Here is an 18,605-nt window from a genome sequence, read left to right as displayed (position 1 = left end):
CCCACATCCAATGCGACTCCTCACACCTGAACAGCGCCGCTATGCCACAATACTCAGAAAAACCACCTACATCCTCCTGCTCACCACCACACTAGCCCTAGGCTACTACCTCTTCATCGGCCTATCCGAAATGCGCCTCACAGGCCACATCTACCTCCGCAAACTCCAGCTCCCCACCCACGTCACCATCCTACACCCCATCCAATCGAAATTCGACTCCCTCATCCTCCAATACCGCCAAATCCTTATCCCCCTCGTGCGTGAACAATTCAAACTCGAAACAGAAATCTCCCACTACCGCAAAATCATCAGAGAGACCGTCCAAAAAATCGAAGAAACCGAAAACCAACTCGCCGAACTCCAAATCCAGCTACTCAACCTCGACTCAGACAACGCCCTCCTCACCTCTGCCCTCCAAGAAATAAACAACGAAGAACTCCAACTCGATCAACAATACCGCAAACGCCTCGAAGAATTCGCCAACGTCATCCGCCGCCGTGCCGAAATTCAAAAGCTCAAAGTCACCCTCGATACCCGATCCCCCCTCACCGCCGAAAAAATCATCACCGCCTTCCGCCTCTCCCTCTACTCTCCCCCACCTAACCTAAATGTCGAAGAAGAAAGAGACTGGCTCCGACGCGCCATCCAAATCTGGCAAAACTACGATACCCAATGGAATGACCAAAAACGCACCCTCCAAGAAAAACGCAACAAACTACTATCACGCCACACCCCAGAAACCATCAAAAAACAACAAACCGAGACCATCTCCACACTCGAACAACTCCAAAACACCCTCCACCAAACCGAAAACGCGCTCCGCCCCATCCGCCAAAAACTCATCTCCACAAACTCCCAAATCCAATCCTACTACGAACAATTCAACAACGACATCCGCAACCTCCCACCCAAAAACAAGATCATCGACCTCCCAATCTCCCCCGACGGCACCTTCACCTGGAGCAACCTCACCGACTCCAACCTCCTCCTCCCCGGATCCTATGCCCTTTGGATACAAGCATCCCACAACAACACCACCTACTGGACCCTTCAACACTTCTACCTCCAAGCACACGCAAACACCCAACTCCACATCCACGAAACCGCATTCCAACCCCTCCATGACATCATCCCCATCCTCCATTTACCTTGACCCTCCCACCCCCTTGCCATACATCACCTCCACCACTACACTGCCAAAACCCAAAACCCAAACACCCAACCCCACACTATGACCTCCCAACCCACCCCCCCCTCACCCAACCCCAGCCCCTCCTCACCCTCCTCCTCTTTCCCCAAACTATTCCTCAGAAAAAGCGGCACCCATCGAATCTACGAAGGCCACCCATGGGTATTCCAAAACGAAATAGACCGCATCGAAGGCAACGTCAAAAACGGCGACTACCTCGCCGCCTACGACTCCCGAGGCCAACTCCTCGGCTCCGGCATCTACAACAACCAATCCCGCATCGTCTTCCGCCGCTACTCCCGCGAACTCCAAGCCCTCGACCGCAGCTTCCTCACCACCACCATCCGCAAAGCCATCCAATACCGCCGCACCCTACAACCCACCCCCCCCCCAGCCGAACGCCTCGTCTGGTCAGAATCCGACTCCCTCCCCGGCCTCGTCGTCGACCGCTACCACGACCACCTCGTCATCCAGACCCTCACCTTCGCCTTTGCCCAACGCCAACCCCTCATCATCGAAATCCTCACCGAGCTCCTCTCACCCACCTGCATCATCATCCGCAACGACGCCCCAGTCCGACAACGAGAAGGCCTACCCCTCGAAAAATCCGTCGCCCTCGGCACCTACACCCCACCCACCCCCATCTCACTCCACGGCATAGAATACCACCTCAACCTCCTAGAAGGCCAAAAAACCGGCTTCTACCTCGACCAACTCCACAACTACCTCACCATCGCCCAACACGCCAAAGACCGCCGCGTCCTCGACTGCTTCTGCAACCAAGGCTCCTTCGGCCTACACGCCGCACAACACGGCGCCCGATCCGTTCACGCCATAGACCAATCCGAAGAAGCCATCGCCCTCGCACGCACCAACGCCAACCGCAACAACCTATTCAACATCTCATTCGAAAACGCCAACGTCTTCGACGCCCTCTCCACACAAGAAAACGAAAAAAAACAATACGACCTCATCATCCTCGACCCCCCCTCCTTCACCCGCAACACCGACCAAATCCAATCCGCCCTACGCGGCTACCACGAAATTCACCGCCGCGCCCTCCGCCTCCTCGCCCCCGGCGGACTCCTCGCCACCTTCTGCTGCTCCCACAACATCACCGCAGAACTCTGGGAAAAAATGATCAACCGCGCCGCCGCCTCCACCCGCTGTCAACTACGCCTACGCCTTCGCCTCACCCAAGCCTCAGACCATCCCATCCTCATCAACGTCCCAGAAACCGAATACCTCAAAGGCCTACTACTCGAAAAACTCTAAACCAACCCCCGCACAGCCAGCCTTCTATGTCCCAACCCCACCCCCACCCGCCCCTCCCTCTCATCCTCCTCCCCCTCCTCATCATCCCCCTCCCCTCCCCCCTCAACTCACAACCCCAACCCGACCTCCCCCCCCCACTCATCTCCATCCCCCCCATCCACGCCGAAACCGTCGACGCACAAAAAATCCACATCAACTCCCCCGGCATCATCACCCTCGTCCTCAAATCCAACCAACCCCTAGCCGACCGCACCCGCTCCATCGCCCGCAGCCTCGACGACCTCCGCGGCCTAAAAGAATGGCGCCTCATCGTCGTCATCGACTTCAGAAACTCCCTAGCCAACCTCCTCCCCACCATCGTTCGCATCCAAATTCGCTCCAACCTCGATCAAGAAGCCCAACGACTCCTCCCCTACTACCGCTCCAACGGCAACCCCAACTCCCCCCGCCACGACCTCCACACCATAGCCGATTTCGACGGAACCATAGCCGAAGCCCTCGGCTGGAACAACAAACCCAACGAACTCGCCGCCACACTCTTCAACACCAAAGGATACATCCACCGCCGCTGGTCCGACCTCCACAACCCACAACCCCTCCGTCGCCACCTCCTCCGCCTCCTCCGCTCCAAAAACAAAACCCCCTCACCCCACCCAACACCCCCCCCCACTCAACCACACCCCTAAATCCCCTCACCACCCCCTCCATATGCCACCCAAAACCCCCAAAAAAACCCCCACCACAACACCCCAAACCAACACCCCCACCCCACAACCCACCACACACCGCATCCTCATCATCGACGACGAAAAAGACGTCCACTACTCATTCACAAGACTCTTCGAAAACGAACCCTACACCATCCTCTCCGCCAACACCATAGAAAAAGGTTTCGCACTCGCCCGATCAGAAAACCCAGACCTCATCCTCCTCGACATCCGCATCGGCCAAGGCAACGGCCTCGACCTCCTCAAACAAATCCGCCGCTACAACCCCAAACAAATCATCATCGTCATCACAGCATACGGCACCTCAGACACCGCCATCGAAGCCATGAAACACGGCGCCTACGACTACTTACTCAAACCCTTCGACATCCCACACCTCAAAGACCTCATCCACCGCGCCCTCTCCACCACCACCATCCGCGCCACACCCCCCCCACCCCCCCCCACACCACACGACATCCACACAACCCTCGTCGGCACCTCCCCCAAAATGCAAGAAGTCTACAAACTCATCGGCCAAGTCGCCCCCTCCAACACCACCGTCCTCATCCTCGGAGAAAGCGGCACCGGAAAAGAACTCGTCGCCCACGCCATACACCACAACAGCCCCCGCGCACACAAACCCTTCCTTGCCATCAACTGCGCCGCCATCCCAGAAAACCTCCTCGAAAGCGAACTCTTCGGCCACGAACGCGGCTCCTTCACCGGCGCCATGTCCCAACGCATCGGCAAATTCGAACAAGCCCACGGCGGCACCCTCTTCCTCGACGAAATCGGCGAAATGCCCCTCTCAACCCAAGCCAAAATTCTCCGCGTCCTACAAGAATCAGAATTCACCCGCATCGGCAGCAACATCCCCATCACCGTCGACGTCCGCATCATCGCAGCCACCAACCGCGACCTCTACGCACAAGTCCTCTCCCGACACTTCCGCGAAGACCTCTACTACAGACTCAACGTCGTCACCATCCACCTCCCACCCCTACGCGAACGCAAAAGCGACATCCCCCTCCTCGTCCAACACCTCCTCAACCGCCTCCGCATCAAAAACCCCTCACTACCCCCCGCCCACCTCTCCGAAGAAGCCCTCACCCACCTCACAGCCTATCACTGGCCCGGAAACATACGCGAACTCGAAAACTGCCTCCAACGCGCCCTCGTCCTATCACAAGCCCACACCATCCTCCCCACCCACCTCCCCAAAGAAATCCAACAAGCCATCCACCAACCCCCCGCCCCCCACACCACCCCCAAAGCCCCCTCACACCTCGAATCACTCGCCGAACAACTAGCCCCCCTCATACACAAATCCCATCGCCCCATCTGGCCCGAATTCATGGCACACCTCATCCATCACCTAAAACGCTTCTACCCAGACGCCCCCCACTCCGACCTCGCACCCCTCATCGGACTCAACGAAAAACTCTGGCAAATCTACTACAAAGAATACCAAAAACTCCACCCCCCCACCTAAAACACCCCCACCCAACCATGTTTCGCAACTTCTACCAAAACAAACGCGTCCTCATCACCGGCCACACCGGCTTCAAAGGCGCCTGGCTCACCCTCTGGCTCCACAAACTCGGCGCCCAAATCACCGGCCTAAGCCTCCCCCCTCACACCACCCCCAACCTCTTCGATCAACTCCAACTCAAAAACTACTGCCAACACCACATCGCCGACATCCGCGATCTCGCCCACATCCAAAAAATCATCCTCCACACCCAACCCGACCTCATCTTCCACCTCGCCGCCCAACCACTCGTCCGCGAATCCTACTCCATCCCAATCGAAACCTGGCACACCAACACCCTCGGCACCGCACACATCCTCGAAACCCTCCGCACCCTACAAAAACCCTGCACCGCAATCCTCATCACCACCGACAAATGTTACGAAAACCGCGAATGGCTCCACGCCTACCGCGAAGACGACCCCCTCGGCGGACACGACCCCTACAGCGCAAGCAAAGCCGCAGCAGAACTCGCCATCCACTCCTACCGCCGCTCCTTCTTCGCCCCACCCTCACCCATCCGCATCGCATCCGCACGCGCCGGCAACGTCATCGGCGGAGGCGACTGGGCAAAAGACCGCCTCATCCCAGACTGCATACGCGCACTAAGCCAATCTCAGCCCATACCCATCCGCAACCCCCACGCCACACGCCCCTGGCAACACGTCCTCGAACCCCTCTCCGGCTACCTCTGGCTCGGAGTCGTCCTCTCAACCCTCCCCTCCACCCCCACCTCTCCCGACCCACTCCACCTCTACAGCACCTTCAACTTCGGCCCCCACCTAGAATCCAATCGCCCAGTGGCCCAAGTCGTCGAAGAACTCCTAAAACACATCCCCGGCACCTGGATCGACCACTCCGACCCACACGCCCCCCACGAAGCCTCACGACTACAACTAGCCATAGACAAAGCCTACCACCTCCTCGGCTGGACCCCCGTATGGAACTTCTCCACCACCATCGCCATCACCGCACGCTGGTATCGCGCCTACATGAACGGAGCCACAAACCTCCAAGCCCTCACCGAAGAAAACATCGAAAACTACACCCACGACGCCCGTAAAATCGGCCTTCCGTGGACTCAATAAAACCTCTACCCTACACCCATGACCCACTTCTCCCCAGGACAAATCGCCACCGTCCAACTAAAAAACGCCCCCCCCAAAAAAGTGCTCATCCTCACCCCTCCAGACTCCGAATCCTACATCGAAGCTGCACTACTACTCTCATCCATCTCCTCCACCTCACAAGTCTTCCACCTCCAATCCTCAGACTGGTCCACACACCCACTCCACGACCTAATCGCCATCTCGCTCAGAGAACGGCACCTCTACCACACCACCTCACTCACCCCCACCGACTCCAGCCTCACAACCTCCGCCCTCCTCCGATACCAAAAAAAACTCATCCTCACCCTCACCCAACACTACTCACACCTCGCCCACACCCGCCAACGACCAGGCTACCAACACGACGCACCCCCATTCACCCCACACCAAGACACCATCCCCTACGCAGGACGCGTCTTCGACGCCGCCGAAGTCACAGCCGCCGTCAACTCCATCCTCGATTTCTGGCTAACCCTAGGCCCCGAAGGAGAAGCCTTCGAAACTGAACTAGCCCAATATCTCGGCGTCAAACGCTCACTGCTCGTCAACTCCGGATCCTCAGCCAACCTACTCGCCCTCTCCGCCCTCACCAGCCCCAAACTCCCCCCAGAACGCCGCATCCTACCCGGCGACGAAGTCATCACGACAGCCGCCGGATTCCCCACCACCGTCGCCCCCATCATCCAATGCGGAGCCATCCCCGTCTTCCTAGACAACGATCCACTCACCCTCAACGCCGACCTCACCCACCTCGAAGAAGCCCACCGCCCAGGAAAAACCAAAGCCGTCATCATGGCCCACACCCTAGGCAACCCCTTCGACCTCGATCGCATCACAGACTTCTGCCAAAAACACAACCTCTGGCTCATCGAAGACAACTGCGACGCCCTCGGAGCTCGCTACGCAGGACGACTCACCGGAACATGGGGCGACCTCTCCACCCAATCCTTCTACCCCCCCCACCACCTCACAATGGGAGAAGGGGGCGCTGTAAATATCGTTCGCGATATGAAACTAAAAGTCCTCGTCGAAAGCTTCCGCGACTGGGGACGAGACTGCTGGTGCCCCTCCGGAAAAGACAACACCTGCAACAAACGCTTCGGCTGGCAACTCGGCGAATTACCCCAAGGTTACGACCACAAATACATCTACTCACACCTCGGCTACAACCTAAAACCACTAGACCCCCAAGCAGCAATCGCACGTCAACAACTCCTCAAGCTCCCCCACTTCATCCAAGCACGCCAACACAACTGGCTCACCCTACGCCAAGGCCTTCACGACCTCAGCGAGTTTTTCGACTTTCACCTCCCCACACACGCCAAAGATTGGTCCCCACAAACCGGCTTCACATGGCACAAAAATAAACCCGAAAACTACGTCCAACCATCCTGGTTCGGTTTCATGCTCCTCGTCAAACCCAACGCCCCCTTCACCCGCACAGAACTCGCACGCCACCTCGATCAAAAGAAAATCGGCAACCGCATGCTCTTCGGAGGAAACCTCCTCCGACAACCTGCCTTCGTTCAGCTCCGCAAAGAGCGTCCCGAGTCCATCCGAATCATTGGCGACTTAAAAGGAGCCGACCGCATCCTCAATCACGCCCTCTTCATCGGCGTCTACCCAGGCCTCACCCCAGCAATGCTCGACTACATGATCGAAGCTATCCACGACTTCGTCCGATCACGCTGATCATCCTCGCCCCTCCCAAAGCGCTAGTATACGGGCTCCGAAGCTTTCACATGGCGCATGTAGCTCTGCGTAATCAACACCAAAATCATAAAAATCACCATAGACAAAGCAGCCGCCCACCCCAACCGATACATACTAAACGCAGCCTTATACACGTAAGACACCAAAATATGTGTCGACTCAGCAGGCTCACCCATATTCGAAACAAGCCACACAACGTTGATGTTATTAAAAGTCCACACCGTGCCAAGCGTAATGGCCGGCGCTAAAACCGGCCTAAGAAGCGGAAGCGTGATATTACAAAACTGCTGCCACGCACTCGCACCATCTATCTCCGCAGCCTCATACAAATCATTCGGGATAGACTGCAAACCACCCAAAGCAACAACCATCATAAAAGGAAAACCCATCCAAATATTCGTAATAATCACCGCAACAAACGCCTCCAAAGGCGAGCCCAGCCACTGCACCGGCGGAAGCCTCAAATACTCCCTCAAAATAACATTTATTGCACCATAGTCGTAGTTAAACATCCCCCGCCATGTCAACGCAGTAATATACTGCGGCAAAGCCCACGGAAGAATAAGAATCATCCTCCACCAAGGCTTCCCACGAATAAACTTCTGGTGCAACGCAACAGCAAGAGCCACCCCAATCGTAACATGAAAAAACACATTCACCACTGTCCAAACCAAAGTCTTAATCAAAAGCTCCCATAAAATCGGCTCAGAAAAGACCGCAACATATTGCCGAATGCCGACTATCCGCCAATCGCGTATCGTATAAAGATTCGCATTCGAAAACGAAAGCACAATATTGTAAAAAAACGGATAAGCGACTACCGCCAACACAATCACCAGCATCGGCCCAATTAAAAAACTGAGAAAAATCGGGAAACGCGAAGCTCGATACATAAACTCACATCTGACTATCGCGAATAAGCTTTTCAGTGTCCGCCTGCATGCGACGCGCCCCCTCCTCAGGGCTGAGCTTCCCAGCCATAATAAGCTGATATGCACCGCGCATACCATCCCATATCTGACGCAGGACAGGAGCAATCGGCATAGGACGACCGCGTAGTATCTGCTCCCACGACTTTTGCAAAATCGGATTACCCTGCACAAGACCAGACTCAATCACTGACAAACGCGTCGGAAAACTCAGCAACCGCTCGACCATCCGCCGTTGCGTCTCCTCAGAAGTCAAATACTTAAGCACCTCCAACACAAGCGGCAGTTTCTCACGCTTTACATTCACATTCACACAATAACCACAGGCAGACACCAGTGGCTCTGCCCAAAATCCCTTCTCACTATTGTAAGGCAACGGCGCAATCATACTCCGCTTCGGCACCTGATAATCAGCCCAAGACCAAGGACCATTGATAATCATCGCCGCACGACCCTCCTTAAATAAAGCATCGGAAATTTGGTAATCGGTCTCCGGCGGCACAACCCTATGCACATTTCGCAACTCCGAAACAAACCGCAACGCCTCCACCATCTGCGGAGTATCTAATGTAGGACGTCCAGATTCATCCATCAGCCAACCACCAAATGCCGTCAAAAAAGGAATGAAAAAAAACGGCTCTTGATAATTCCACGTTATCCCATACCGCTTTTGGCCCATCTCCTCACCATCCCGAGTAACCTCCTTAAGCACCTTCACAAACTCATCAAAATCACGAGGCGGCTCAGAAATCAAATCGCGATTGTAGATCAACATCAAATGATCCCCAACCTTATCCGCCACCATCCATTGACGCCCCTTCCAAGACACCTTTCCCTTCTCATGAAACTCCTCAAAAAAATCAGCTCCTAGCACCTCGTCCAATGGCATAATCACCCCCGTCAGTTCAAACACTCCCACATTATCCGAAGCTACATAAACCAAATCTGGCCCAACACCCGCAACCGCCGCCGCCAAAAAATGATTCCGCAATTCCTCTACAGGCTTGTTTAACACCACTACCCGCCGATCCTTATGCAAAGCGTTATACTCCCTGACTATTTCCTCCAGCAAAGCTCGCTCCGACTGAGCCTTCATATGCCACACCCGCACAACCCGACTCTCATCCAACCCCCCACATCCGACCATCAACGCCGCAAACACACTCAGCCCAAGCCAAAAATACATACTAAATATCCTCTTTCTCAAAACCACTCGCTCAGTCTACCCACAACCCACCTATCTTTGTCGAGCACATAAGCTCCACTCCGCCCTTCTCGCTTCCCTTATAAAAAAACCTCGGCCAACTACATGCTCGAGCCGCTTTTCCGATGTAACTTCGTGAGCATAAAAGCCCTAAAAAATTATATCATCCCCTGCAAAAATTTCCTTAAATTACCCCAGCAAAGCCCACCACCTAATCTTGCCAAAATTCGCTATCGAATTATCGGCTTTATATTCAAATATTTACACATAAAAATCAAAATTTTCCATCCTTCCACTTTTTTTAGGCACAATAATTGCTAATTCCGCTTTACCCCATCATGCTATCCAATAAATTGTAATAATAAAACAAACACAAGCCTCCCCCTGCTATGGACCCCACACCGCCCTACATCCCTAAGCCAGTCCCAAGACCCTCACCCACATCACCCCAGTCGCATCCTCAATTTCCACACCCCACACAACAACCGGAACAAACTCACACCCCTACTCATCCCTCCCAACCACCACATCCCCACCCACCCGTCAACCCCTATCCCCATCAACCAGACCCCTCCATCCCACTCCGGCCATCTATTTACCCCACATCCAGACCCGCTCCGCACACCCCTCCCAACTCGACTCCCCCCACCCCCTCCCCAGATCCACAAACACAACCCCATCCCCCAAACACCCCGACTACCCCAGACCCATCGTTCTCCACACACCCATCCCCAACCCCCTCTACCTCGCAACCTGCCACCTCTCCCGATCGCCCCACCCCTCCACCTCAACAAGACGGCAGCAGCAACCTCGATAAAATCAGAGAACTCATCTTTGGTGATGAAATCCGCCGCATCGAAAATCGCATCCTACAACTCGAATCCAAATTCACCCAAGAAATCAACCACCTCAAAGCTCTTTTCGATGAGCACTACAAATCTCTCGACCGCGCCACCCTAATCCTCGCCCAAGAAACACGCGACCGAATTGAATCCCTGACCGCCAGAGCACAACAAGAACAAGCGCGCATCGGCGAACAAATCCGCCAACAACACAACACCCTCTACGACATGCTAGCCAAAGCCACCAACGACCTCCGCAACGACAAAGCCGATCGCCGCCTCATCGCAGAAATGTTCTCCGAAATGGCCAAACGCCTACTCAACACCTCTGCCTCCCCATCCCCCCAAACCCAACCCCGCTACGAAAATCCCCCTCACCCGTGACGTCACTCCCCAGCCATGCCCCCCGCCCCCACCCCTCCTATCCCCCCAGCACAAGCCTCAAGCTATTCCAGCAAAAGTGACGACCAAGCCTTCTCCGAGCTCACCCAAATCCTCAACCAAAACGAGCGCGCACGCATCGAGCGACTCGAAAGACGAATGAACAACTTCCGCCTCCGGCCGGAAGATGTCTCCCCCATCCTCCCCGAGGCCATAGCACAAGCCGCCTCACGCAGCCAAAAACTCTCCAGCGCCCTCACCTCGACCGTCCAGGACATCCTCGACGCTCTCTTCAAGCAAAAACCACACCTCTTCGTCGATGCCCTCTTCCCTCTCATCGGACCCACGATCCGAAAATCCATCGCCGCAAGTTTCAGTTCCCTCATTGAAAATATCACACAAAGCGTCGAGCACACCTTCACCCTCGAAGGCCTACGTTGGCGCTGGCAAGCTTGGCGCACGGGCCGCCCCTACGCTGAAGTCGTCCTTTCCCACACCCTCCTCTACCGCGTCGAGCAAGTCTTCCTCATCCACAGAAAATCTGGTCTCCTCCTCCAGCACGTATCCGCAGACGACACCGATCAACGCGACCCACAACTCGTCTCCAGCATGCTCACAGCCATCCAAGACTTCGTTCGCGACTCATTCGGCGCCAATCCCGACCACAACCTCGACTCTTTCCGCGTCGGTGAATTAGTCGTCCAAGTCGAGCAATCCCCCACTGCCATCCTCGCCGCCGTCGTCCGCGGCACCGTCACCCCAGAGCTCCACCACCTCTTCCAGCGCACCCTCGAGCAAATCTACTACGACTTCCGAATCCCATTACTCGATTTCCAAGGCGACACCTCTCCCTTCCTAGCCACACGCCCACTCCTAGAAGCCTGCTTGAAAAAAGAAAAAAGAACTCCTCCCCGCCATTTCTCCTGGATCTTACTACTCCTTCTCCTCACCATCATAGGCCTAATTGGTTATGGCTACCACCGCCACCATCAACACCAACTCCTCCTCGCCGAAAAAGAACGCCAGTGGCAACGCTTCCTCCTCGAAGCCTCCTCACTCCCAGGCGTCATCATCACCTACTCCCACCACGCCGAAGGCCGCTACACCCTCTCAGGACTAAAAGACCCTCACGCCTCAGATCCTCTCGATCTCGCCCCCAAATACCAAATCGATCCCAAAACAATTTCCACCTCATGGAAACAAATCCTCTCACTCGAACCCGACCTCATCTATCGCCGCGCCCTCGAATACCTTAATCCACCCGACACCGTCACCCTCAAGCTGGCCGATAATATCCTAATCGCCAGCGGCCGCGCTCACCACAGATGGATCCAAGACGCCCTAGCACGCTGGCCAGCGATTAACGGCGTGCAACGCTTCGTCACCGACGACCTCGTCAACATCGAAATGCAAGCCTTCCAATCCATCGTCCAAAAAATCGAAGCTCTACATATCTTCTTCGACCCCTCCCAATCCATACCCATCCCAGGCCAAGAAACCGTCCTCATAGACCTGATCAACTACCTCAAAAGCCTCGTCCCCTTAGCTGAAACCCTCGACTATCAAATCTCCCTCGAAATTCTCGGCCACACCGATCCCACCGGCGCTCAAGAAATGAACGACACCCTCAGCATCACCCGCGCCAACCGCATCATGGCCCTCCTTGTCCTCCAAGAACCTCCCCCTATCATGCTTACCCCCATCGGCGTAGGAAGCAGCATGCCGACCCTCTCTCCACAAGCTGCCCAGCACCCCAACGCCTCACCTCGACGCGTCTCTTTCCGCTTGAAATGGAGCTTGGCCGAGTCATAAGCCCTCCATGCCCCCTCATCTCCCCGATACCGATCCCCTGCTCTCCCTCCTCATAGAGCTAGCCGAAGCTACCCGAGACCATCTTCTAACTCTTCGCACTCGACACTCCCACAACGACTGGTGCAAAGCCTCGTCTCACTCTGAGGCAGATGTCTTGTTCCGTGTCGACGTGATCACAGAAGAATTTCTCGTTCCCGAACTCATCCGCCGCTGGCCCCACTCCTCCCCCACACGTCTCACCATCGAAGGACTCCACAACGGACTACTCTTACCCGATTCCACCCCCTCTGCAGACTTTCAATACGAGCTCATCATCGACCCCATCGATGGCACACGCGGCCTCATGTATGATAAACGCCCCGCCTGGATCCTCATCGGACTTGCCCCAAGGACATCCCCTCACACCACACTCGCTCACATCACCCACGCCGTCATGGTCGAAATCCCCACCAGCAAGCAGACCCTCGCCGACACCTTTGCAGCCGTGCGGATTTCCTCAAGCTCTATTCAGTCTCGGGCTTATCGCACCGATCTCTTGCATAAAGTCACCATGCCTTTGAACCCACAGCCTTACCCCCACCCCACATTGGTCCCCAACTCATTCGCAAGCTTTGCAAAATTTTTTCCCACAGGCCGTCTTCTCACCGCAAAAATAGAAGACACCTTCTGGAAGCGCATCTTTCCTCAGTCCCCAGCCATCACCACCATCTTCGATGATCAATACATCAGCACTGGCGGGCAACTCTCCGAAATCCTTCTCGGTCACGATGCATTCATCGCAGACCTACGCCCAATCATTCACGAAAGACTCGGACTCAGCAACACCCTAAGCACACACCCTTACGACCTCTGCACCCTCCTTATCGCCCAAGCCTACGGATGTATCGTAGAAGACCCCTATGGTCGCCATATAAATGCGCCCCTAGACACGACCACCCCGATAGCCTGGGTAGCCTACGCCAACGCCGCTCTGGCTGAGACTTTACGCCCCCATCTCATTGAAGCCATCCAATCCCTATAGCCCGTGTAACTATCGGGCTGCAGGGATTTGAACCCTGGACCTCTTCGTCCCGAACGAAGCGCGCTACCAGGCTGCGCTACAACCCGAAGATTTCTCACCAACACTGCCGCTTCACGGGCATTCTACAAGTCCAAAAGCCTCATCAGAAACGAAACGATGCCCCGAGTTGCACATACGGAGCAGTATCCGATCGGATCTGTTTATCAGCACGGAAATAGTGATAGCGCCGATCTAGCATAGCTCCTGTCTCAAGCTCAAAAGCAAGCGCATCATTCGGCTGCACACGCACTCCGCCGCCAGCTCGTATTTCACGATAATCCAAAAGCGCGTTATTAAGCGCTGGATCCCCATGAGTATCGCCAAAATCTTGCTCAGTGCGATACGAACCCCCTTTCCACTCGCCCCCAGCATAAACTCTCACTCCCGGAGCGACTCGATATTCAAGCCGCGGCGTGGGAAAGACAAGATTGGCTTGCCAATCCCTCGCAAAAGCCCAGCGCACGCCGACACCGGGAATCACGGGAATATCTCGCCAAGCGTTAAACGTCAGACCAAAAATCCAGTTCAAATCTCGATCCACGAAATAAGACGCTCCCAGCAAGAGCGGAACGTTAAACGCACGGCTATCGAAATCACTTCCTGTAGAATAAATACCAGGACGTGCCTCCAATCGTAAGAGCCAGTTCGGATAGAAGACCCAGTCAAACCCAGCCACGAAATTGGCCCCTTCCAGGGTGTTAGGCACGGTATTCGACTGATTGTAAGAAAAGGAAGAACGGCTCACTTCAAAGCCCAGGCGATATTGAAAATCTTCGTTCACATTCGGCGTAGCGACATAACCCCAGTCTAAATGAAGACCAGCCACTCGGCCTTCTGATACTGTGCCTCGACGCAAGTCACTAGAAAAGCCATAGCTCGCTTTGAGTCGGATTTCATTTTCTGGAATCATATCGAAGGGATGTCGTGAGCCGGGGTTTTTTTCCGCGGCATCAGCGAGGGTCTTAGGCGAGCTATGTGGTCCAGGTTTGGAATGAGAGGTGCGTTCAGACTGTCTTGCTGGGAAAGGACGATTGGACTGCGCTGACGGAGCAGATGCAACCCCCAGAGTAAAAGCTAATCCGATAGCAACAGTGATTAAGATCGATCTCATGCCCATAGATTACGGATTGTTTTCAGCTTTGGCAAACGGGAAGCTTGCGACCGTGCCAATCTCAAGCTTAAGGAGATAGAAGGCTGGCTATTTAAGGTTAACTTTGTTAATATTCAAAATGCAGGCAGCCGGAACGTCGCTAGTCGAGTGTCCCCCGTAGGCATGGCGACTAGAGGAAAGTCCGAACGCCATCCAGAGAGTGAGCCGTCGGATAACGGCGGGACGTCTCTCCCCAAGGAGAGGCGGACGGAAAGTGTCACAGAAACGATACCGCCTCGCAGCGCAAGCTTCGAGGTAAGGGTGAAATGGCGGGGTAAGAGCCCACCGCGCAGAGAGCAATCGCTGCGGCAGGACAAACCCCTCACGGCGCAAGACCAAACAGGCGACGCCGGCACTCTGGAGCCGCTTGAGCTTCGCGATGAAGACAAGCCGTCGCCGGGTATAGGTCGCACGAGGGAAACGGTTAACGTTTCCCCGGCCTCAAGTCTTATGGCTTGAGGACAGAGAAATGACGTTCCTTCGGCTGTGTCGAGCGGCTGAAGACAGAATTCGGCTTACAGGCTGCCTGCGCGCGAGCTAAGGTTTTTTCTGGCAGGATCGGTCGCGAAATTCGATTTCGTCAATCAAGTGGTAGAGTTTCGCCACACGGTCGCGTTGGATTTGGTAGGCCAGCTCAGGGAAGCTCGAGATGTAAGCTTCGCCTTGGATGGTGCTGTGGATGGACTTGAGGAGCTCTTCTTCGGACTCGGCGAGGCTATTCCACGCGTCAATGTTTTTTTGCATGAGTGCACGCTCTTCTGGGTCTTTGAGCATATCGAGGATTTGCGCGTGAAGTTTCCGAATCTCATCGGTCCATTCCATCTGCGCGGTGTAAAGAGCAAGATGGATCTCTCGATCGTCGCTTGCCCTCATCATGTCTTCTTGTAGGCGTTGCTCGATGGGATGTGCGTCAATTTTGTTTTGAATCGGATCACCTTCCTGGACTTCTTCTTGTGGAATGTCAGCCGGTTGCTCCGCTGAAGCCGATTCAGGGGATGACGAGCTCGTCGCGGGTGATGGAGGGGTGCAGCTTGAAAGGATGAAGGAGAGGAGCAGGAGGAGTATTTTCATTGGGATTTGAGGAAAGTTGAGTGAGGGGGTTAGATTTTTTGAACGATGATAGCAGCGTTGTGACCACCGAAACCGAAGGAGTTACTCATAGCTGCTTTTATCTCCATTTCTCGTGCAGTGTGGGGAATATAGTCGAGATCGCACTGTGGGTCGGGATTATCCAGATTAATCGTGGGGGGTAAGATGCCTTCACGCAACGCCATCACCGTGGCGATCAGCTCGATAGCACCCGCCGCGCCCAGGGTGTGGCCTGTCATAGACTTAGTCGAGCTCGCGGGAATTTTGTAGGCGTGTTGGCCGAAGACGGCCTTAATTGCTAGCGTCTCGCATATATCGCCCTGAGGTGTGGAAGTGCCGTGGGTGTTGATATATCCTATATCCTCGGGATTGAGGCGTGCGTGATGAAGCGCGTTTTTCATCGCACGAGCTGCTCCGCGACCTTCGGGATCAGGCGCAGTCATGTGATAGGCATCGGCTGAGAGGCCGTAGCCGCTGATTTCTGCTAATATCGGTGCTGAGCGGCGGCAAGCGTGCTCATATTCTTCCAGCAAAACCGCACCTGCACCTTCGGCCAAGACGAATCCATCTCGATCGCGATCAAAAGGCCGAGAGGCTTTTTCAGGCTCATCGTTGCGAAGGCTGAGAGCTTTCATTGCCGCAAAACCTGCCAATCCAAGGGGCACCACAGCCGCTTCGCTACCGCCTGCTAAGATGACGTCGGCTTCGTCATTGAGGATCAGGCGCCACGCCTCTCCGATACATTGCGCTGCTGTGGCGCAAGCGGTGACGACGGCATAGTTTGGCCCAGAGAATTGAATCTCCATGGCAATGATGCCCGAAGCCATATTCGCAATCATCATCGGGATCATGAATGGAGAAATGCGGGAAGGCCCTTTCTGGAGGAGAATTTCGTGTTGGTCTGAGAGAGATTTTAATCCACCGATGCCCGAACCAAAAATCACCCCTGCACGCGTGGGATCATAAGACGAGGATGCAAGACCAGACTGAGCCAGAGCCTCCTTAGCTGCTGCCATCGCAAAATGGGTATATCGGTCCGCACGGCGGGCGTCTTTAGAATTATTAAAGTAACGTGAAGGGTCGAAGTTTTTGACTTCTCCAGCGATCTTGCTGTCGTATGAACTCACGTCAAATGCGGTGACGCGGGAGATGCCTGATTTCCCAGCTATCAGTTGACTCCAAAATGTAGGCACATCGTTCCCCAGTGGGGTGACGACGCCCATCCCTGTGATAACTACGCGTCTTGTGCTCATGTGACGATTAGTCAAAGTGAACGATTTCTTATTTCATTGGCACAAAAAAAGGCAGCCTGCAAGCGGCTGCCTTACTTCTGCAAACCGGAATAAGAGTCTAAGCTGTTTCGACTTTTTCTTCAATGTAACGAATGACGTCTCCGACGCTCTGAAGTTTTTCGGCTTCTTCATCGGGGACTTCGACGCCGAATTCTTCTTCAAAGGCCATGATGAGCTCCACGGTGTCGAGAGAATCGGCGTTGAGATCTTCAATAAAACGAGCTGTGGGAGTAACTTGCTCGGGATTGACACCAAGTTGTTCGACAATGATATCCTTTACGCGTTGTTCGATAGTTTTTTCTGCCATAAGAGTGGGGTTGATGTGCGCTAGTTAGGAACGTTTTAGAAAAATGGCAATAGTTTTTTTGGAAAATCAACACCTCCTCCTGGGCAAGCTACGAGGATTAAGTTTTAGTAGACCACTGTATTTTGTCGTAGTTTTCTCTGAAACGAGGCCCAATGTTTCGAGGGGCATCCCCTTTGCCATTTTGGATCTGTCGCTTGGCGGATGAGCCCCTTGTATTTTCACCCGAGCTGGCAGAGCTCCCGCTGCAAGCTTCAGCAGAAGTTGCCCCACAAGCGCAGGATGTAGACCTAGATGTGTCCATAATCCTATCCTCTCCTCTCTTTCTCAGGTTAGAGATTTTTTTTCACCTTCGCCTCTTTGGCGGCACATCCCAAGAGAGGGGGTATGCCGCCAAAGAGATTATATTTAGGTGGAGATCACTTTGATTGTGCGGGGTTGCGCTGCAGGTAGCTTGGGAATGTGCAAGTTAAGAACACCATCCTGATACTTCGCCTGGATGCTGTTGGCATCAGCATCATCGGGAAGTGCGAAGCTACGGCTAAAGCTGCCGTAGAAACGCTCGATCCGATGGGCGCTGGTGTTTTTATCGGTTTTTTCATACTTGCGTTCCCCAGCTATATGCAAACGCCCCTGCTCTACCGTGACCTTAAAGTCGTCTGCTTTGACGCCAGGAATTTCCACTTTGATGTGGTATTCCTTGTCGTCCTCATAGACGTCTACAGCCGGAGTCCAGACACTACTCGCATCTAGAACTCGGCGGTCACCGATAGGATTGATGAGTTTTCCAAGGCGGTTGGCAAAAGCCTCCAACTCTTGGAACGGGTTCCATTGTGTTATCGAGTAGCTCATAATTGCCTCCTTTCTTTTCGGGCGGTGTTTTTTTGGTTTCCCCTCTCAGGAACCGCCCATCCTGAGAAGGGGTGATAATCATTACACCCACCAATCAGCAAGCCCTATGCCAGATTACTTCTTCCACTGATTTGCTTCGAAGACAACGACTTATAAAGCAATC

16 protein-coding genes, 1 tRNA gene and 1 other RNA gene are annotated in these 18,605 nt (G+C 54.5%); 10 read left to right on the top strand and 8 right to left on the bottom strand.

All coding sequences use genetic code 11. The features are described 5' to 3' along the window. Window positions 1-10 precede the first annotated feature (10 nt). The 6 genes from NZM04_07265 to rfbH all read left to right on the top strand — a co-directional run bounded on the left by NZM04_07265 (window position 11) and on the right by rfbH (window position 7,506). On the top strand, window positions 11-1,153 hold the full coding sequence (locus NZM04_07265) for a hypothetical protein (protein ID MCS7063824.1): 1,143 nt from the start codon (window positions 11-13) through the stop codon (window positions 1,151-1,153). A 78-nt stretch (window positions 1,154-1,231) separates the two neighbouring features. Then, window positions 1,232-2,464, top strand: a complete 1,233-nt coding sequence (locus NZM04_07260; protein ID MCS7063823.1) for a class I SAM-dependent rRNA methyltransferase — start codon at window positions 1,232-1,234, stop codon at window positions 2,462-2,464. A 26-nt stretch (window positions 2,465-2,490) separates the two neighbouring features. Beyond that, window positions 2,491-3,150 (top strand): hypothetical protein, encoded by a 660-nt coding sequence (locus NZM04_07255; protein MCS7063822.1) that lies wholly within the window; start codon window positions 2,491-2,493, stop codon window positions 3,148-3,150. Between the two features lie 22 nt (window positions 3,151-3,172). Continuing rightward, window positions 3,173-4,666, top strand: coding sequence for a sigma-54 dependent transcriptional regulator (locus tag NZM04_07250; GenBank protein ID MCS7063821.1), 1,494 nt, complete (start codon window positions 3,173-3,175; stop codon window positions 4,664-4,666). 17 nt (window positions 4,667-4,683) lie between these two features. Beyond that, a complete protein-coding gene (gene rfbG / locus NZM04_07245) occupies window positions 4,684-5,793 on the top strand; it encodes a CDP-glucose 4,6-dehydratase (protein ID MCS7063820.1) in 1,110 nt (369 codons plus the stop codon). 18 nt (window positions 5,794-5,811) lie between these two features. Continuing rightward, window positions 5,812-7,506, top strand: a complete 1,695-nt coding sequence (gene rfbH, locus NZM04_07240) for a lipopolysaccharide biosynthesis protein RfbH (GenBank protein ID MCS7063819.1) — start codon at window positions 5,812-5,814, stop codon at window positions 7,504-7,506. A gap of 23 nt (window positions 7,507-7,529) precedes the next feature. On the opposite strand, the gene NZM04_07235 is transcribed toward rfbH, so the two are convergent. Both NZM04_07235 and NZM04_07230 read right to left on the bottom strand, forming a co-directional pair. Further along, complete coding sequence (locus NZM04_07235; protein ID MCS7063818.1) at window positions 7,530-8,420, bottom strand: sugar ABC transporter permease; 891 nt, start codon at window positions 8,418-8,420, stop codon at window positions 7,530-7,532. 4 nt (window positions 8,421-8,424) lie between these two features. Beyond that, window positions 8,425-9,642 (bottom strand): extracellular solute-binding protein, encoded by a 1,218-nt coding sequence (locus NZM04_07230; protein ID MCS7063817.1) that lies wholly within the window; start codon window positions 9,640-9,642, stop codon window positions 8,425-8,427. A gap of 407 nt (window positions 9,643-10,049) precedes the next feature. On the opposite strand from NZM04_07230, the gene NZM04_07225 reads away from it, so the two are divergent. From NZM04_07225 to NZM04_07215, 3 genes are read left to right on the top strand one after another with little or no spacing between them, the layout of a single operon-like run. Then, window positions 10,050-10,886: a hypothetical protein gene (locus tag NZM04_07225; GenBank protein MCS7063816.1), complete on the top strand. Its 837-nt coding sequence runs from the start codon at window positions 10,050-10,052 to the stop codon at window positions 10,884-10,886. 15 nt (window positions 10,887-10,901) lie between these two features. Further along, window positions 10,902-12,695 carry a hypothetical protein gene (locus tag NZM04_07220; GenBank protein ID MCS7063815.1) on the top strand — a complete coding sequence of 598 codons (1,794 nt, stop codon included), beginning with the start codon at window positions 10,902-10,904 and terminating at the stop codon, window positions 12,693-12,695. A 7-nt stretch (window positions 12,696-12,702) separates the two neighbouring features. Continuing rightward, window positions 12,703-13,716 carry a hypothetical protein gene (locus NZM04_07215; GenBank protein MCS7063814.1) on the top strand — a complete coding sequence of 338 codons (1,014 nt, stop codon included), beginning with the start codon at window positions 12,703-12,705 and terminating at the stop codon, window positions 13,714-13,716. Window positions 13,717-13,728: 12 nt separating this feature from the next. Here NZM04_07215 and NZM04_07210 read toward each other — a convergent pair. Together NZM04_07210 and NZM04_07205 are read right to left on the bottom strand one after the other, a co-directional pair. Continuing rightward, window positions 13,729-13,802, bottom strand: a tRNA-Pro gene (locus NZM04_07210). A gap of 56 nt (window positions 13,803-13,858) precedes the next feature. Beyond that, window positions 13,859-14,866, bottom strand: a complete 1,008-nt coding sequence (locus NZM04_07205; protein MCS7063813.1) for a DUF6268 family outer membrane beta-barrel protein — start codon at window positions 14,864-14,866, stop codon at window positions 13,859-13,861. A gap of 120 nt (window positions 14,867-14,986) precedes the next feature. On the opposite strand from NZM04_07205, the gene rnpB reads away from it, so the two are divergent. Further along, window positions 14,987-15,439: RNase P RNA component class A (rnpB, locus tag NZM04_07200), an RNA gene on the top strand. Between the two features lie 3 nt (window positions 15,440-15,442). Here the strand turns inward: rnpB and NZM04_07195 are convergent. From NZM04_07195 to NZM04_07180, 4 genes are all read right to left on the bottom strand, one after another. Continuing rightward, complete coding sequence (locus NZM04_07195) at window positions 15,443-15,976, bottom strand: hypothetical protein (GenBank protein MCS7063812.1); 534 nt, start codon at window positions 15,974-15,976, stop codon at window positions 15,443-15,445. A 29-nt stretch (window positions 15,977-16,005) separates the two neighbouring features. After that, on the bottom strand, window positions 16,006-17,247 hold the full coding sequence (gene fabF / locus NZM04_07190; GenBank protein ID MCS7063811.1) for a beta-ketoacyl-ACP synthase II: 1,242 nt from the start codon (window positions 17,245-17,247) through the stop codon (window positions 16,006-16,008). A gap of 97 nt (window positions 17,248-17,344) precedes the next feature. Then, window positions 17,345-17,593: an acyl carrier protein gene (acpP, locus tag NZM04_07185; protein MCS7063810.1), complete on the bottom strand. Its 249-nt coding sequence runs from the start codon at window positions 17,591-17,593 to the stop codon at window positions 17,345-17,347. Window positions 17,594-17,998: 405 nt separating this feature from the next. Further along, the gene (locus tag NZM04_07180; GenBank protein MCS7063809.1) at window positions 17,999-18,442 is read right to left on the bottom strand and encodes an Hsp20/alpha crystallin family protein; all 444 of its coding nucleotides are present in this window, start codon (window positions 18,440-18,442) and stop codon (window positions 17,999-18,001) included. Window positions 18,443-18,605 lie beyond the last annotated feature (163 nt).

The sequence above is a fragment of the Candidatus Methylacidiphilales bacterium genome (genome assembly GCA_025056655.1).
In the GTDB taxonomy this organism is placed as follows: domain Bacteria; phylum Verrucomicrobiota; class Verrucomicrobiia; order Methylacidiphilales; family JANWVL01; genus JANWVL01.
This window is presented reverse-complemented; position numbering and strand designations above follow the sequence as displayed.

Coding starts and splice junctions, on each gene's coding strand:
- NZM04_07220 (MCS7063815.1), top strand. CDS start 10,902: ATGCCCCCCGCCCCCACCCCTCCTATCCCCCCAGCACAAGCCTCAAGC.
- rfbG (MCS7063820.1), top strand. CDS start 4,684: ATGTTTCGCAACTTCTACCAAAACAAACGCGTCCTCATCACCGGCCAC.
- NZM04_07215 (MCS7063814.1), top strand. CDS start 12,703: ATGCCCCCTCATCTCCCCGATACCGATCCCCTGCTCTCCCTCCTCATA.
- NZM04_07205 (MCS7063813.1), bottom strand. CDS start 14,866: ATGAGATCGATCTTAATCACTGTTGCTATCGGATTAGCTTTTACTCTG.
- fabF (MCS7063811.1), bottom strand. CDS start 17,247: ATGAGCACAAGACGCGTAGTTATCACAGGGATGGGCGTCGTCACCCCA.
- NZM04_07195 (MCS7063812.1), bottom strand. CDS start 15,976: ATGAAAATACTCCTCCTGCTCCTCTCCTTCATCCTTTCAAGCTGCACC.
- NZM04_07260 (MCS7063823.1), top strand. CDS start 1,232: ATGACCTCCCAACCCACCCCCCCCTCACCCAACCCCAGCCCCTCCTCA.
- NZM04_07250 (MCS7063821.1), top strand. CDS start 3,173: ATGCCACCCAAAACCCCCAAAAAAACCCCCACCACAACACCCCAAACC.
- NZM04_07225 (MCS7063816.1), top strand. CDS start 10,050: ATGGACCCCACACCGCCCTACATCCCTAAGCCAGTCCCAAGACCCTCA.
- NZM04_07230 (MCS7063817.1), bottom strand. CDS start 9,642: ATGTATTTTTGGCTTGGGCTGAGTGTGTTTGCGGCGTTGATGGTCGGA.
- NZM04_07235 (MCS7063818.1), bottom strand. CDS start 8,420: ATGTATCGAGCTTCGCGTTTCCCGATTTTTCTCAGTTTTTTAATTGGG.
- NZM04_07255 (MCS7063822.1), top strand. CDS start 2,491: ATGTCCCAACCCCACCCCCACCCGCCCCTCCCTCTCATCCTCCTCCCC.
- acpP (MCS7063810.1), bottom strand. CDS start 17,593: ATGGCAGAAAAAACTATCGAACAACGCGTAAAGGATATCATTGTCGAA.
- NZM04_07180 (MCS7063809.1), bottom strand. CDS start 18,442: ATGAGCTACTCGATAACACAATGGAACCCGTTCCAAGAGTTGGAGGCT.
- rfbH (MCS7063819.1), top strand. CDS start 5,812: ATGACCCACTTCTCCCCAGGACAAATCGCCACCGTCCAACTAAAAAAC.
- NZM04_07265 (MCS7063824.1), top strand. CDS start 11: ATGCGACTCCTCACACCTGAACAGCGCCGCTATGCCACAATACTCAGA.